Below are 13,966 nucleotides of genomic sequence, written 5' to 3'. Positions count from 1 at the left end.
ATGAGCCAATCCCGTTCGTTGTTACGAGGGCGCGGTAGCCACGACAGTGGCAAGGTCGGCATGGTCGAGCTGTTTTTCGATCTGGTCTTCGTGTTTGCGGTGACCCAACTCTCCCATTCCCTGCTGGCGCACTTGTCCATCGGTGGCGCGGTGCAAGTCGCGCTGATGATGGTCGCGGTGTGGTGGGTGTGGATTTTCACCTCATGGATTACCAATTGGCTCGATCCAGAAAAACTGCCGATCCGCCTCGGGCTGTTCGGTCTGATGATCGCCGGTTTGCTGCTCTCTTCATCGATACCCAAGGCCTTTACCGATCATGGGCTGATGTTCGCCGGGGCCTTCGTGTTCATGCAGGTCGGGCGCACGCTGTTTGCGATATGGGCGGTGCGCGGCGAACCGCTGAACATGACCCGCAATTTCCAGCGCATTCTCGCCTGGCTGGTGCTGTCCGGGGTGTTCTGGATCGCTGGCGCATTTCTGGAGGGCGATCAGCGCCTGATCTGTTGGGCGCTGGCGCTGTTGATCGAACTGATCTCGCCGTCCCTGTATTTCTGGGTGCCTGGCCTGGGGCGTTCGACGCTGGAAGATTGGAATGTCGAAGGCAATCACATGGCCGAACGCTGTGGTTTGTTCGTGATCATTGCCTTGGGCGAGTCGCTGCTGGTGACGGGAGCGACGTTTGCCGAACTGGACTTGAGCCTGTCAGGCGTGACGGCGTTTGTGGTGGCGGTGCTCGGCAGCATCGCCATGTGGTGGGTGTATTTCGACAGCGGCGCTGAGCGTGCCCACCATCGCATTGCCCATTCCGCTGATCCGGGCCGGCAGGCACGAATTGCCTACACCTATCTGCATGTCTTGATCGTCGCCGGGGTTATCGTCAGTGCCGTGGCCGATGAGCTGGTATTGATGCATCCGGATCACGCCAGCGACGCGGGCATCCTCGCGATCATCGCCGGGCCGTGGTTGTTTCTGCTGGGCAATGCACTGTTCAAATGGGTCATGGCTGATCGGCTATTGCCGCCGTTGTCCCATTTGGTCGGCCTGGGGTTGTTGCTCGTGATGCTGCCATTGGCGCTGAATCATCTGTTTTCGGCGTTGATGCTCGGCGCGTTGACCACGGCGGTGGTGGTGTTGGTGGCCGTATGGGAAGCCGTGGCGTTGCGTGAGTCCCTGGCGGCAGGGGAACACTAAAAGTCCGCCGGGATCCGGACGGCGCTGTGATATATGTAGACCCTTTCCGCCAATCCTCAGGAGCACCGTCATGCCTCACCTGCACATGGAATACACCGCCAACCTGCCCGGGTTGAACGCCGACGTGGCGTTGATCCGGCTCAACAATACGTTGGTGGGGTCCGGTCAGTTTGCGGCGGAGCACGATATCAAGAGCCGTGCCCTGAAGGTCGAAACCTTCAAGGTCGGGACCGGATTGGGCGAGCGGGCCTTCGTGCATGTGAAGCTGGCGTTGCTCAGCGGTCGCTCGCCGCAAATCAAAAAACAGCTGTCCGAAAGCCTGTTGGCCGTGGTGCAGGATCTGTGTGAATGGCCGACGGGTGTTGAAGTCCAGTTGTGCGTGGAAATCCTCGACATTGATCGCGAGTCCTACACCAAGATCGCCATCGGCCTCTGAGTTTCAGGCGGCTTGCTGTTCGGCGCAGACCTTCAGCACTTGCTCGCGTAGCCAGGTGTTGGCGCTGTCCTGATCGGCGGTTTGGCTCCACTGCATGTCGAGGGTGAAACCCGGCAGGCCGTTAGGGGCTTCGCAATGATTGAATACCGCCTCGTTGGCCAGCAGACGCTGAATGCGCCGGGGCAGGGTCAGAATGAAATCAGTACCGGTGATCATCTTCAGCGCCGCGCTGTAGCTATTCGACCGTTTGACGATCTGACGTTTTTGCGCCTGCCGTGCCAGCCAGCCATCGACCCTGTCGGTGGCGGCTGACCACGGTGTCGAGAACACGTGCTGGCGTTCGGTGAACGCTTGCAGACTCAAGCGCGGTTCCAGTGGCGTAGCGCGTTTGTCGAAGACGCAGACCAGATCGTCTTCGAGCAACATCCGTGATCTGAAGTCGGTGTGGCCGGGATGAATGTTCGGGCCAAAACAGATCACCAGGTCGAGGCTGCCGTCGCGCAACTCGTCGGCGGGCATATCGGTTTCGAACTTGTGCAGGTTGACCGCCACCGGCAGGTCGGCGAAATCGAAGCGCTTCAACAGGCGCGGCAGGATCAACTGCTCGAAGTATTCCGGTGCGCAAATGTTGAAAGTGACGGGCTGCGACGTCGGGTCGAACGCCTGGGCGCTGGCGTGACAGAGGTTGATGCTTTCAAGAATCCTCTGCACATGGGCGTACATGGTGCCGGCTTTATAGGTGGGACGCATGCCGGTACGGGTGTTGATAAACAACTCGTCTTCAAAACTGGTGCGCAGTTTTTTCAGGCAGTAACTCACGGTGGACTGACTGACGCAGAGTGCTTCTGACACACCGGTGACGCTGCTTTGCTCATACACGGCGGTAAACACCATGAGGTCCTGCATATCGAGCTTTCTAAGCAAGTTACTGTTCAGCATCCGTTCTGTCTCGCTGTGCTCCTTGCGCTGACGGTGCGCAAACGTGTGCGAATGATCGTAACGGAACGATGGTGCCAGGAGAATGCCCTGTAGGAGACTTCAATGTCAGATGTGGGACACATCGTGTAGGTAACACGACCTGTCGCTCGAAAGCGCTCGGCGTCACGCCGCCCGCGCTGATGACCCACTCGCCAAAGTGCCGAGGTGATGCCCGATATTTGCCTTCGGTGGGTCATTCAACGGGAAGTTGTATGTTAATAGTTCTTATTACAACAAGCCGTCCTGCGCACAGACACTGACAATTTGTTCGCGAAACCAGTTGTTGGCGCTGTCCTGACCCGGTTTTTCATTCCACAACATGTCCAGCGTAAAGTTGGGTAAACCGGTCGGCGGTTTGCAATGGCTGAACTTGCCATCGTTACTGATCAGCATCTGGATGCGCCGGGGCAGGGTGAGCACGAAATCGGTCCCGGGGATCATGTTGAGTGCAGCCACGTAACTGTTGGCCCGGGCGACGATCTGGCGGGTGTACGCCCATTTGCTGAGCCAGCCATCCACCATGTTGGTGTCGGAAGTCCATGGGGTCGGGAAGATGTGCTGGCGTGCGACAAAGCTGTCCAGGCTGAACTCGTTCTCGGGTGGGGCGGAGTTTTTATCGACGACGCAGACCAGGTCATCTTCCAGCAGTATCTGTGATTTCAAACTTTTGGAACTGCGATGAAAGTTGGGGCCAAAACAAATAACCAGATCAAAGCGACCATCGATAAGTTCTTCGATCGGAATGTCTCGGTGGAATTTTTGGATGTTCACAATAACTGGAAAACTACTGCCGATAAATCGTTTCAATAAATTAGGAAGTATCAGGAGTTCAAAATATTCCGGTGCGCAGATATTAAACGTGATTTCTTTTTGCGTGGGGTCGAATGCGTGTAAGCCGGAATGGCATATGTTTATGCTTTTAAGGATTTTCAACACGTGGCCATACATCGTAGTGGCCTTGTTAGTAGGCCACATGCCATTACGGGTGTTTATGAACAGCTCGTCGTCGAAGCTCGTGCGCAGCTTTTTCAAGCAGTAACTCACGGTGGACTGGCTGACGCAAAGGGTTTCAGAGACCTCGGTGACGCTGCTTTGTTCGTATACGGCCACGAACACCATCAGATCCTGCATATCGAGTTTTCTGAGTAAATTACTGTTAAGCATAAAATCCGTCTCGGTGAAAATCCATGTGCGTCACTATCTTTTATTTTTGTGACAAGGTTGTTTATTTATATATTAGCGGAAGCAATTGGTTTTTTAAATAGTCTGTCGGAGATTTCCTCAATATATTCTCGCTCACTTTAAAAGGAGTCCTGAATAGGGACAGGGAGGTCGAAGTGTTGGTACGTGTCACTGAAAGTCAGACACCGTTATGGGTGCAAGCCACTGAAGTTGTGAAAGAAAAATTCCGCAGTTCTTATAAGGCGACGGTAGAGCCCAGCCCGCAATACTTTGCGGTCACACTGGACAATGAGGAACGTATTCTGTCTTGTGCCGGTATAACGTTTGCCGATCACCGGACGCTGTTCTCCGAGCAATACCTGTCGCAACCAATAGAAACGATACTGTCCGAACGTTTTGAAAAGACGATCGATCGGTCAACTATTGTTGAAATCGGTAGTTTGATTTCCCATCACCTGACGGCCGGAATGATCATGGTCAACATGATCCCGCTGTTGGCCTGGTGCATGGGTGGTCACTATCTGCTGTGCACCGTTACGCCCCGGGTCCGGGAAATGATGGAAAGCTGCCAGATCGATTTCGAACCGCTGCTGACCGCCGACCCAGAGCGCTTGGCCAACGATGGCGGCAAAAACTGGGGCTCCTATTATTCGAAAATGCCGGTCACCGGTTTTATCCGAGTGGACCCGAAACGCTCCCGATTCGCCGCCATGACCCTCGGCACGTTGTTCACCCAGTTGCCGACAGATCTGCCGGCAAGGGCACAGCCATGAGCGGCCGCTTTATTGCGGACCTGCGGCAAGCGCTGCAGGCCAATCGCGAGAAAGTCTGTGCTGTCGATTGTGCCGCGACCGGTCTGGAACACGCGGCGGTCATGACCTACGGCGAACTGGAAGCACGGGCGCTGAACCTGGCGGCTGAACTGCAACGGCGTTTTGACACCCCGGCCCATGGCGACCACGTCGTGCTGGGGATCGCGACCCGCAACAGCAGCGACTGGCTGGTGGCCGATCTGGCGTGCCTGTTTGCCGGGATCACTGCGTTGCCTTTGCCGCTGGCGTTCAGCCAGGCCCAGGCCGAACATTTGGCCGAGCGCTGCGACGGTTTTCTCGTGGATGCCGCCGGCGAGCGCACGCTGGCCGAGCGCTGGATGCTCGATTTTCCCGCGAGCCGCTTGAGGCGCCTCAGCGATCCAGCCCTGGAGCAAGCGCTGCTGCATGAGCCGGACGGCGAGAGCGACTGGATCTGCAAAATCATCCACACCTCGGGCACGACCAGTCGGCCAAAAGGTGTGCGCCTGAGCACGGCGGCGGTGGGGGCGGTGTTGACCTCCCTGCGCCAGGGAATGCCGGTCGATGCTCATCGCCGTTACCTGTCGCTGGTGCCGTTGAGCCTGCTGCTGGAGCAAGTGACCGCCGCGTACTTGCCGTTGTTGGCCGGCGGGATCGTGCACTTTTTACCAGAAGGTGAACCGTTACTCGGCGAACCGGGCACTTCGCCGCAGCGTTTGATCGAGTGGATCCTGCGGGTCGAGCCGACGGCACTGACGGTGCCGCCGGTCATGCTCAATCGTTTTTACGAGCAACTGGCCCAAGGCGATGCACACAGCGAACGCCTGTCCCGTTACTTGCATTCGGGGGTGCATATCACCTGCGGCGGCGCGGCCGTCAGCATCGATATCCTCAATGCCCTCGCCGAGGATGGCATCCCGGTGTTCCAGGGTTATGGCCTGTCCGAAAACGCCTCCGTCGTCAGCATGAACACCGCGCAGCACCAACGTCTGGGCAGTGTCGGCAAACCCCTGCCGCATGTGCAGGTGCGCATCGGCGCCGACCAGACCATCGAGGTCAAGAGCAGCTCGTTGTTCAGCGGTTACTCGGGCAAGGACCCTAGCGCCTGTTCGATGTCCGACGATGGCTGGATGGACACCGGCGACCTGGGCGAACTGGATGCCGAGGGCTATCTCTACGTCCGGGGTCGCAAGAAGAATGTGATTTGCCTGCCCAATGGCCGCAACGTCAGCCCGGAACAAGTCGAGCTGGAGTACCGCGAGTATCCCGGCGTGCGCGATGCCGCGGTGTTCTTTGATGAAACCCATGGTTTGGTGGCGTTGCTCTGTGTCGAGTCGGCGCCGGATCGCGAAGAACTGGCCGCTTGGTCAACCCGGCACTTCTCCGACATCGAGCGCCCTAGCCGCCTGTGGCTGCTGACCAAGGACGATCCATTGCTCGAACAACTCTATACCGTCACCGGCCGCCCGAAACGCGCCGATATCGCCACTGTTTTCGCCGACCTGCAAGGGAATGCTGCTGATGAACACGCCTGCCTATCGCTGTGAAAGTTCCGACATCTCCATTATCGAGCCACACCATTTCGCCAGCCTCGGCAAACCCGAGCTGTACGAATTGCTGGGGCACTACGGGGTTGTCCTGTTACGCAATTGCATCCACAGCGCTGAGGATTTCAGCGCCTATGTGCGGCAAAACAGTTCGCGGCTGAGCCTCGATCCGGCGCGGATCATGGTCGGTGGCGCCGCGCAGTTGGTGGATGCGGGCCGACAGGAAATTGGCTTGCATTGCGAGAATGGCAACTCACCGTTCTGGCCGGACATCACCTGGTTCTATTGCCAGGAAGCGCCGCGCAAAGGTTCGCAAACCACGTTGTGCGACGGCGAAAAAGTGCTGGCGAAACTGTCGCCGGCCTGCCGCACCTTCTTCGAGCAAAACCCGATTCGCTACAGCCGCACCGTCGCCGGCGACAAATGGCGTCGGTTGGTTTGCCACTATTCGCCAGCGCTCTCGGACCCGGCGGCGGTCAGCATCGACGATCTGATGCAGATTGTTGGCGGCGATCCGCAGACTGTGATCACCTTCAATCCTGTCGATGATTCGATCCACTACGCCTTCAGCACCCCGGCGATTCTGGTCTCTGAATTCAGCCAGCGCCCGACCTTCGCCAACAGCATCCTCGGACCGTCCTTCAACTATGAAGTGCCGGTGATCGACACCGTGTCCGGGCAGCCGATTCCCGCCGAGTTCCTGGTGGAAATCGCCGCTGTTTCTGCGCAATACACCTACCCGGTCGGCTGGCGCGACCACGACATGGTGATGATCGACAACCGTCGAGTGATGCATGGCCGTGAAGCCATCGTTGACGACCGTCGACGCATTTTCAACGCCTTGAGCTACCGCTGAGACCTCTTTATGAAAACCAATAACAAACAGATCATTTCAGGTCAGTACGAGACGTACACCGACGGCGATGGCCGCCAGATCATCGACCTGGCCGGCGGTTTCGGCTTTCAGGTGCCAACGGTGATCGAGGCGGTCAGCCTGCAAGCCGACCGCATGGGCTTGTCGAATCGGGTGCTGATGTCCGAGCCACTGATTGCTTTTTGCAAGCGACTGGCCGAGCTGCTGCCGGCGCCGCTGGTCAGCTCTTATATCTGCAGCTCCGGCGATGAAGCGTTCGAAGGTGCCTTGAAACTGTGCAAAGGCCTCAAGCCCAAGGGCAACACCATCGTGTTTATCCAGGGCGGCGACTATGGCTCGCTGAGTTACGGGCGATGCCTTGGCGCGGAGCAAGACTATCTGGAGATCCAGCGTTTCCTCGGCTTCGAGTTGGTGGGAATCAGTGATGCCCGCGACCTGGGCAAGGTCGACTGGAACGATTGCTTCGCGGTGTGCCACACCAGCACCGTGATCGATGAAGACGGTCGCCTGCGTCTGATCGACCAAGCGCTGCTTGATCAGCTCTATACTTCGGCGGCCAAGGTCTCGGCGCCGGTCATCGCGGTCGATGTGCAAAGTTGCCTGGGCAGCCTGGGCACGTTGTTTGGTTTTCAGCGCTACCACAACACCCCCGACATTGTGGTGCTGGGCGGCGCGTTGGGCGGTAGTGCGATTCCGATCGGCACTTATACCTGCAGCGAACAAATGGCCTATCAGGTTTACGGTCGCAGCAGCCCGGCCAAGCACGGCAGCACCACGGCCGGTAACCCGATGGCCTGCGTCGCCGCGATGGCGGCACTCGATTATGTAAAGGCCCACGATTCGGCCAAACAATGCTTCAACAACGGCCAGACCCTGGCGCAAGCGCTCACCGCATTCGGCGCCGTCGCGTGTGGCGCCTGGGTCAGCCTGCCGTTGGCCGCCGATGTCAACCCCGTCGATTTGTGCGAAGAGCTGTATCAGCGTGGCATCTACGTCAGTCCACCCCGTGGCCGCGAATTGATTTTGCGTTGCCCGGTTACCGCGCGCGCCGAACACATCCAGCGCGCCGCCAACATCATCAAGGAGACTTTCAGCCATGTCCTTAACCATGCCGCATGAACAACTGCTGGATGATTGCCAGCGGCATTGGAGTGCCTCGGCGACCAAGCTCTATCGCATGGGCAAGACCAGCGTCGAAAAGGACGCGGATGGCATCTATGTCACCGACCATACCGGCAAGCGCTTTATCGACTGCGCCTGTAGTTACGGGGTGTTTATCGTCGGTCATCGCAACCCGACGGTGCGCGAGGCGGTGCAGACCCAGTTGCATCACATGGCTTGGGTTCCCGAAGGTCGGGTGCACCCGGTGCAAGACCAACTGGCCGAGCGCCTGCGAGCGTTGGTGCCGGGTGAGTGGGGCGATGTGCAGTACATGGTCTCCGGTGCCGAAGCCATCGAACAGAGCATGCGTTATGTGCTCAAGGTACAGAAGGATCGGCGCGGGATCGTGGTCATGAGCGATTCCTACCACGGCAAGACCCTGGCGGCGATGAGCATCCTCGGCCAGCAACAGCACCATCGCAGTTATGGCACCGCCGCGTCGGAAGTGACCTACGTGCCGTACGGCGATTTCGCCGCGTTGCAGAAGGCCGTGGGCGAGGGCGTGTGTGCGGTGTATGTCGAGCCGATCCTCGGCGGCGCGCATTTGCAGGTGCCGCCGGTCGGCTACATGGCCAACATCCGTGCCCTGTGCGATGCCACCGATACCTTGCTGATCGCCGACGAAATCCAGACCGGTTTCGGCCGCTGCGGCAAATGGTTCGCCGTGCAGTACGACGACATCGTGCCGGACATCATGATCCTTTCCAAAGGCCTGACCGGCGGCTACACCTCGTTCGCCTGCGCGATGTACAGCCAGCGTCTGAGCACGCAATACCCATTACGCGAGATCGAGCCGGACCAGCGTACCAACGGCGGTCATCCGGTGGGCTGCGCTTCGGCGCTGGCCGCGATCGACTATATCGAGGAGCACAACCTGGTCGAGCAATCGCGGGTCAACGGCGGTTTACTGCGTCATGGCCTGCAACGGTTGGCCCAGCGTTACCCGCAGATTGTCGAGGATGTGCCCGGTGTCGGTCTGATGACTGGCCTGCGTTTGCGCGGCTCGGTCTACGAAGCGCTGATGAGCATGGAGTTGGGCAAGCGTGGCGTGCACGCCGGGCATTCAATGAATGAAAAAGCCGAGCATCCGGTGCTGCGTTTTTACCCGCCGCTGAACATCACCCCCGAAGCCCTGCGGCATGTCCTGACCATGACCGAAGAAGCCCTGGAAGCCATCGCCCGCCGGCCGAAACTGGCGGTCAAGGCGTTTTCCCTGGTGGTGCGCAACATGTACCACATCCCCAATAAGCTGCTACGCAGCAAAGCGGAGCACTGATGAGCATTTTCAATCCGGACACCTTGACCCTGCGGGAAATGGCCGGCCTGCTGCGCCGCGGCGTGCTGACCAGTGTCAGTCTGCTGGAGTTCTACCTTCAGCGGATTGCCGAACGTAACCCGCAGATCAATGCGTTGATTCAACTGGAGTCTGCTGACGAGTTGCGCCGGCAGGCCCGGGAAGCCGATGAGATGGCGCGCATCGGCAATATTCGTGGGCCGTTGCACGGCATCCCGATGACCATCAAGGACGTCTGCCATGTGCGCGGCTTTCGCATGTCCCGTGGCCTGGAAGAGTTGCTCGGCGCAGCCAGCCAGGAGGACGCCACGGTGGTCGCCCGGTTGCGTGAGGCCGGCGCGATCATCCTCGGCATCACCAACGTGCCCGAGCTGTGTATGGCCTTCGAAACCGACAACCTGTTGTATGGCCGCACGCTCAACCCTTACGACCCGCAACGTTCCGCTGGAGGCAGCAGTGGCGGTGAAGCGGCGGCGATCGCGGCGGGTTGTTCGCCGGCCGGGCTGGCCTCGGATGCGTGCGGTAGCGTGCGCATTCCGGCGCATTTCAACGGGGTTTGCGGTTTGAAGCTGACCCAGGGCCGCGTGCCGTTGACCGGGCAGTTTCCCAACGACCGCTCCGGGCTGTTCCACCTGACCTCGGCGTTTGGCGTGATGGGCCGTTATGTCGATGACCTGGCGCTGCTCGGACAACTGATCAGCGGCGCTGACGGTCACGATCCGGACACCGTCGACGTGCCATTCACCGAGAGCAAACCGCTGGCGGAGCTGCGTGTCGCATTGTCCTGGGAGTCGGCGCGGACCGAAGTCAGCCCGGCGGTGAAGCAGGTGCTGCAACGGGTCGAAGCGTGTTTGAGCAGTGTGGTCGAACAAGTGACCTCGACCACGCCGCCGATGCTCGACGACGCCAGCGATGTGCTGTGGCGAGTGTTCATCACCGGCGCGGATGCCGGGCGTAGCTGGAAGAAGCTGTTTGCGTCGATGGACAAACAGACCTACACGCCGGCCACCTCGGAGCTGATTCGCTTGAGCGAAGAGGTTGAGTTGAGCGTCGATGAAATGAAGCGCGACTGGATCATGATCGACACGTTTCGCTATCAACTGGCGAAGTTTTTCAATCAGCACGATTTGTTCATCTGCCCGGTGTTCCCGGACGTCGCGTTCGCCCATGGCGAGTCGCTGCTGGACCGGGATCGCTACGCCTTCGTGTTCCCGTTCAGCCTCTCTGGTTCCCCGGCGGTGGTCATCCGCGCCGGGCACGACCCGGTCAGCGGCCTGCCGATCGGCATCCAGATCATCGGCCCGCACTGGCAAGAAGAACGCCTGCTGGCCGTGGCCAACTTCCTTGAGCGGGAAATGACCCGCTGGAGCCCGGTGACCCCCGCCATGCAGTGATCCCCCTGCGGGAGCGGGCTTGCTCGCGAAGGCGTCGTGTCAGCCAGCATCAACGCTCAATGACACACCGCTTTCGCGAGCAAGCCCGCTCCCACATTTGGTCCAGGGTGAATTCAGTATTTGCATCCAACTCCGATCCCCCTGCGGGCGGGCCTGCTCGCGAAGGCGTCGTGTCAGCCAGCATCAAATGCTCGATGACACACCGCTATCGCGAGCAAGCCCGCTCCCACATTTGGTCCAGGGTGAATTCAATATTTGCATCCAACTCCGATCCCCTGTGGGAGCGAGCTTGCTCGCGAAGGCGTCGTGTCAGTCGACATCATCGTTGAATGACACACCGCTATCGCGAGCAAGCTCGCTCCCACATTTGGTCCAGGGTGAATTCAATATTTGCATCCAACTCCGATCCCCTGTGGGAGCGGGCTTGCTCGCGAAGGCGTCGTGTCAGCCAGCATCAATGCTCAATGACACACCGCTATCGCGAGCAAGCTCGCTCCCACACTGATCGGATTTCAAGCGGTAACGGTTTTCACATTCCGGCTGCTGACCACCAGCGCCAACATCCCGACTCCCACCAACACTGCCCCGCACACCTCGATCAGCGCCGGTTGTTGCCGCAGCCAGAACCAATGGAACAGCGTGACAAACAACGTATTCAGATAAACATAGGAAATCACCGTCGAAGGCGATATCACCCCGATCGCCCGATGCAGCAGCCAGAAAGTCGCCAGGGTGCCAAACAGCGCCAGATACACCAGCCACAACATATCGCTCACCGCCAGTTGTGCACCGCTGCGCCAGCCGCCGCTGAACAGGCAGAACACCAGCAGAAATAATGAACCGAACAGCATGTTCCAGAAGGTCATCGCCACCGGGTCACGACCCTTCAAAGTCTTGGCCTTGAAACGCTGGCTCAGGGGCGAATACAGCGCCATCGCCAGGCAACCGATGCCGAACACCACCACCGGATACAGCGCCGGCAATTCCCCTGGCGCCGACCCCTTGAGGATCAACAGCACCGCGCCAACCGCCGCAATCAGCATCGGCAACAAGCGGGTTTTCAGGCTTGGGCTCGGCAGCAGGAACACTTCAAAGAACAACGTCATCAACGGCACCAGCGTGTACAGGGTCGCAGTGTTGACCGCCGTGGTGTAGCGCAGCGCTTCGAACAGCGAACCAAAATACGTCGCCAGCAACAGCCCGAGCACCGCGTGGGCGAGCAAGCCTTTGACCGAGATCGGCGAGTGGTTTTTCAACAGCAGCAGCGGCAGGAACATCAAGGCTGAAAACAGCAGGCGCAACCCGGTTAACAGGATCGGATCAATCGCCTGGCCGACCTCCGCTGCGGCAAAAAAAGACGCGGCGATCAGCATCGCCCAGATCAACATGCCCCAATGAGCTGCTGCAAAACCGACTTGTTTCATGAGTGCTCCCCCGGCGTTCAAGTGCAAGACGCCAATGATAGGTAGGCCGGCCTGCGGGCACGGGCGAGTTTTTAAATACATGGCCGCAATTACTTGCAGAGGTCCTTTCAAGGAATGGGCTGATCAGCCAGGAGGCAGGCCTTGAAAGGACCGTCGAACACTATTGGATATGCTGCGCGTAACGTTTCGGGTTGAAGCGCAACACCATCACGATCATCACCGCCATCACCGCGGTAAGTGACCACCAGGCCCATTCGAAGCTGCCCAACTGGTCGCGAATCATTCCCGCAATCAGCGGCGAGAGCCCGGCGATCAGGTAGCCGATGCCTTGCACGAAAGCGGTCAGGCCGCCCGCGCGGCGCGGGTTGTCCAGGTGATCGAGGGACACGATCAGGCTCATCGGGAACAGACCGCCGATGCCCAGGCCCAGCAGGCACGGCCACAGCAGACTGAAGCGTTCCGGGCTGAGGATCAGGCCGCAGAAACCGGCCATGATCAACGCCAGCAACACCGCCAGCACCAGACGCTTGTCCTGGCTGCGGTTGGCAATCGCCGGGGTGATCAAACCGGAGATCACTTCCATGGCCGTCAGAAACCCGAGCAGCAAACCGGCGTTCTGTTCGCTCCAGCCTTTTTCCACGTAATACGGCGCGAGCCAGGCCAGCACACAGGTGTATGACGCGGTGCCCAAACCGAAGAAAACGGCGAGCAACCACGCCCGTGAATTACCGACGAACGATTCCTGGCGACCCTTCGGCGCGGCGGGTAATTGCGGGATGGCCGAGCGTTGGGCAAACCAGAAACCCAGGGCCAGCAGCGCCAACAGTGCCCAGATCGCCAGGCCCATGCGCCAACTGCTGGTCTGCGCCAGCACGAACGGCGAGAACGAGGCCGCGATGGCCGCACCGCCCATGATCGAGGTGACGTACAAACCCATGAACAGCGAGACGTTGTCGCTGAAGCGCGACTTGATCAGCGCCGGCATCACCGCTTGAATAAGGGCGATCCCGACCCCAGCCAGTACGGCGCTGAGGATCAGTTCAAGGGTGCTGTCCAAGTAGAGCCGCGAGACCGTGGCCACACCGATGATCACCAGGGACAGGACAATGGTCCGGTGTTCACCGAAGCGCTGCGCGACGCGCATGCCCAGGAACATCGCCAGGCCCATGGCCATGACGGGCAGCATGGTCAGCAGCGAGGCGGTACTGAAACTCAGCGGGATGTCCCCGCGAATCGCTGACAGCAAGGGGCCGACCGCGGCCATGGACGGGCGCAGGTTCAATGCGACGAGAATAATGCTGGCGATTAACCAGAGGGCAGGGCGGGTAGTTGCGCGAACGTTTTCCATAAGCAAGCCTTCAAGAACAAGGTCTTGATTAGGCGCGAGGGGCCGGGCAGCGGCAAATCAGAAAGTCTGGGGTGGTATCTAGAAATTAAATAAACCGCCGTCAACCGGGGCTTTGATCCGAAACGCGACCTGTAGCAGCTGCCGAGGTACGAGGCTGCGTTCGGCTGCGAAGCAGTCGTCTGACCTGAGCACGCGTTTTTAATGAAACACCGCGTCGCCTGATTTCACGATTGCTTCGCAGCCGAACGCAGCCTCGTACCTCGGCAGCTGCTACAAGGCACCTTGCAGTGGGTTGCGTAATGTTTAGCCAGACTGCAACCAAAGTTCTCCAATTCCCGATTTAACG

At 59.2% G+C, this 13,966-nt stretch carries 12 protein-coding genes and 1 pseudogene; 9 read left to right on the top strand and 4 right to left on the bottom strand.

Annotated features, from left to right (window positions below; translation table 11 throughout):
* Together HB680_RS03960 and HB680_RS03955 are read left to right on the top strand one after the other, a co-directional pair.
* Nucleotides 1–1,191, top strand: a complete 1,191-nt coding sequence (locus HB680_RS03960) for a low temperature requirement protein A (RefSeq protein WP_213937293.1) — start codon at nt 1–3, stop codon at nt 1,189–1,191.
* 70 nt (nt 1,192–1,261) lie between these two features.
* Nucleotides 1,262–1,627 (top strand): 5-carboxymethyl-2-hydroxymuconate Delta-isomerase, encoded by a 366-nt coding sequence (locus HB680_RS03955; RefSeq protein ID WP_213937292.1) that lies wholly within the window; start codon nt 1,262–1,264, stop codon nt 1,625–1,627.
* A 3-nt stretch (nt 1,628–1,630) separates the two neighbouring features.
* Here the strand turns inward: HB680_RS03955 and HB680_RS03950 are convergent, their stop codons facing one another.
* The gene (locus HB680_RS03950) at nt 1,631–2,566 is read right to left on the bottom strand and encodes a LysR family transcriptional regulator (RefSeq protein ID WP_213937291.1); all 936 of its coding nucleotides are present in this window, start codon (nt 2,564–2,566) and stop codon (nt 1,631–1,633) included.
* Between the two features lie 267 nt (nt 2,567–2,833).
* Entirely contained in the window at nt 2,834–3,769 is a 936-nt protein-coding gene (locus tag HB680_RS03945; protein ID WP_213937290.1) for a LysR family transcriptional regulator, read from the bottom strand.
* 173 nt (nt 3,770–3,942) lie between these two features.
* Here HB680_RS03945 and HB680_RS03940 point away from each other — a divergent pair, with 173 nt between their 5' ends.
* The 7 genes and pseudogenes from HB680_RS03940 to HB680_RS32645 all read left to right on the top strand — a co-directional run.
* A complete protein-coding gene (locus tag HB680_RS03940; protein ID WP_213937289.1) occupies nt 3,943–4,560 on the top strand; it encodes a thermostable hemolysin in 618 nt (205 codons plus the stop codon).
* Entirely contained in the window at nt 4,557–6,125 is a 1,569-nt protein-coding gene (locus tag HB680_RS03935; RefSeq protein WP_213937288.1) for an AMP-binding protein, read from the top strand. Before HB680_RS03940 ends, HB680_RS03935 begins: the two co-directional genes overlap by 4 nt.
* The gene (locus HB680_RS03930; RefSeq protein ID WP_213937287.1) at nt 6,100–6,981 is read left to right on the top strand and encodes a TauD/TfdA family dioxygenase; all 882 of its coding nucleotides are present in this window, start codon (nt 6,100–6,102) and stop codon (nt 6,979–6,981) included. Before HB680_RS03935 ends, HB680_RS03930 begins: the two co-directional genes overlap by 26 nt.
* 9 nt (nt 6,982–6,990) lie before the next feature.
* Nucleotides 6,991–8,118, top strand: a complete 1,128-nt coding sequence (locus HB680_RS03925; RefSeq protein WP_213937285.1) for an aminotransferase class III-fold pyridoxal phosphate-dependent enzyme — start codon at nt 6,991–6,993, stop codon at nt 8,116–8,118.
* A complete protein-coding gene (locus HB680_RS03920; protein ID WP_213937284.1) occupies nt 8,096–9,436 on the top strand; it encodes an aminotransferase class III-fold pyridoxal phosphate-dependent enzyme in 1,341 nt (446 codons plus the stop codon). The genes HB680_RS03925 and HB680_RS03920 overlap by 23 nt, the downstream gene beginning before the upstream one ends.
* A complete protein-coding gene (locus HB680_RS03915) occupies nt 9,436–10,848 on the top strand; it encodes an amidase (RefSeq protein ID WP_213937283.1) in 1,413 nt (470 codons plus the stop codon). The genes HB680_RS03920 and HB680_RS03915 overlap by 1 nt, the downstream gene beginning before the upstream one ends.
* A 19-nt stretch (nt 10,849–10,867) precedes the next feature.
* Nucleotides 10,868–10,942: pseudogene (locus HB680_RS32645) on the top strand (DUF4381 domain-containing protein); the annotation flags it as partial.
* 418 nt (nt 10,943–11,360) lie between these two features.
* On the opposite strand, the gene HB680_RS03910 reads toward HB680_RS32645, so the two are convergent.
* Together HB680_RS03910 and HB680_RS03905 are read right to left on the bottom strand one after the other, a co-directional pair.
* Nucleotides 11,361–12,272, bottom strand: coding sequence for a DMT family transporter (locus HB680_RS03910; protein WP_213937281.1), 912 nt, complete (start codon nt 12,270–12,272; stop codon nt 11,361–11,363).
* Nucleotides 12,273–12,432: 160 nt separating this feature from the next.
* Nucleotides 12,433–13,620 carry a cyanate transporter gene (locus tag HB680_RS03905; RefSeq protein WP_213937279.1) on the bottom strand — a complete coding sequence of 396 codons (1,188 nt, stop codon included), beginning with the start codon at nt 13,618–13,620 and terminating at the stop codon, nt 12,433–12,435.
* Between the last annotated feature and the right edge of the window lie 346 nt (nt 13,621–13,966).

Source organism: Pseudomonas sp. dw_612, from assembly GCF_018449725.1.
Lineage (GTDB): Bacteria > Pseudomonadota > Gammaproteobacteria > Pseudomonadales > Pseudomonadaceae > Aquipseudomonas.
The sequence above is the reverse complement of the archived record's forward strand: the minus strand, read 5'-3'. Positions and strand labels throughout refer to the sequence as shown.

What these genes read in the sequence shown, in the direction of transcription:
- HB680_RS03950 (WP_213937291.1), bottom strand. Translation starts at nt 2,566, where the DNA reads ATGCTGAACAGTAACTTGCTTAGAAAGCTCGATATGCAGGACCTCATG.
- HB680_RS03925 (WP_213937285.1), top strand. Translation starts at nt 6,991, where the DNA reads ATGAAAACCAATAACAAACAGATCATTTCAGGTCAGTACGAGACGTAC.
- HB680_RS03920 (WP_213937284.1), top strand. Translation starts at nt 8,096, where the DNA reads ATGTCCTTAACCATGCCGCATGAACAACTGCTGGATGATTGCCAGCGG.
- HB680_RS03945 (WP_213937290.1), bottom strand. Translation starts at nt 3,769, where the DNA reads ATGCTTAACAGTAATTTACTCAGAAAACTCGATATGCAGGATCTGATG.
- HB680_RS03905 (WP_213937279.1), bottom strand. Translation starts at nt 13,620, where the DNA reads ATGGAAAACGTTCGCGCAACTACCCGCCCTGCCCTCTGGTTAATCGCC.
- HB680_RS03955 (WP_213937292.1), top strand. Translation starts at nt 1,262, where the DNA reads ATGCCTCACCTGCACATGGAATACACCGCCAACCTGCCCGGGTTGAAC.
- HB680_RS03960 (WP_213937293.1), top strand. Translation starts at nt 1, where the DNA reads ATGAGCCAATCCCGTTCGTTGTTACGAGGGCGCGGTAGCCACGACAGT.
- HB680_RS03910 (WP_213937281.1), bottom strand. Translation starts at nt 12,272, where the DNA reads ATGAAACAAGTCGGTTTTGCAGCAGCTCATTGGGGCATGTTGATCTGG.
- HB680_RS03915 (WP_213937283.1), top strand. Translation starts at nt 9,436, where the DNA reads ATGAGCATTTTCAATCCGGACACCTTGACCCTGCGGGAAATGGCCGGC.
- HB680_RS03935 (WP_213937288.1), top strand. Translation starts at nt 4,557, where the DNA reads ATGAGCGGCCGCTTTATTGCGGACCTGCGGCAAGCGCTGCAGGCCAAT.
- HB680_RS03930 (WP_213937287.1), top strand. Translation starts at nt 6,100, where the DNA reads ATGAACACGCCTGCCTATCGCTGTGAAAGTTCCGACATCTCCATTATC.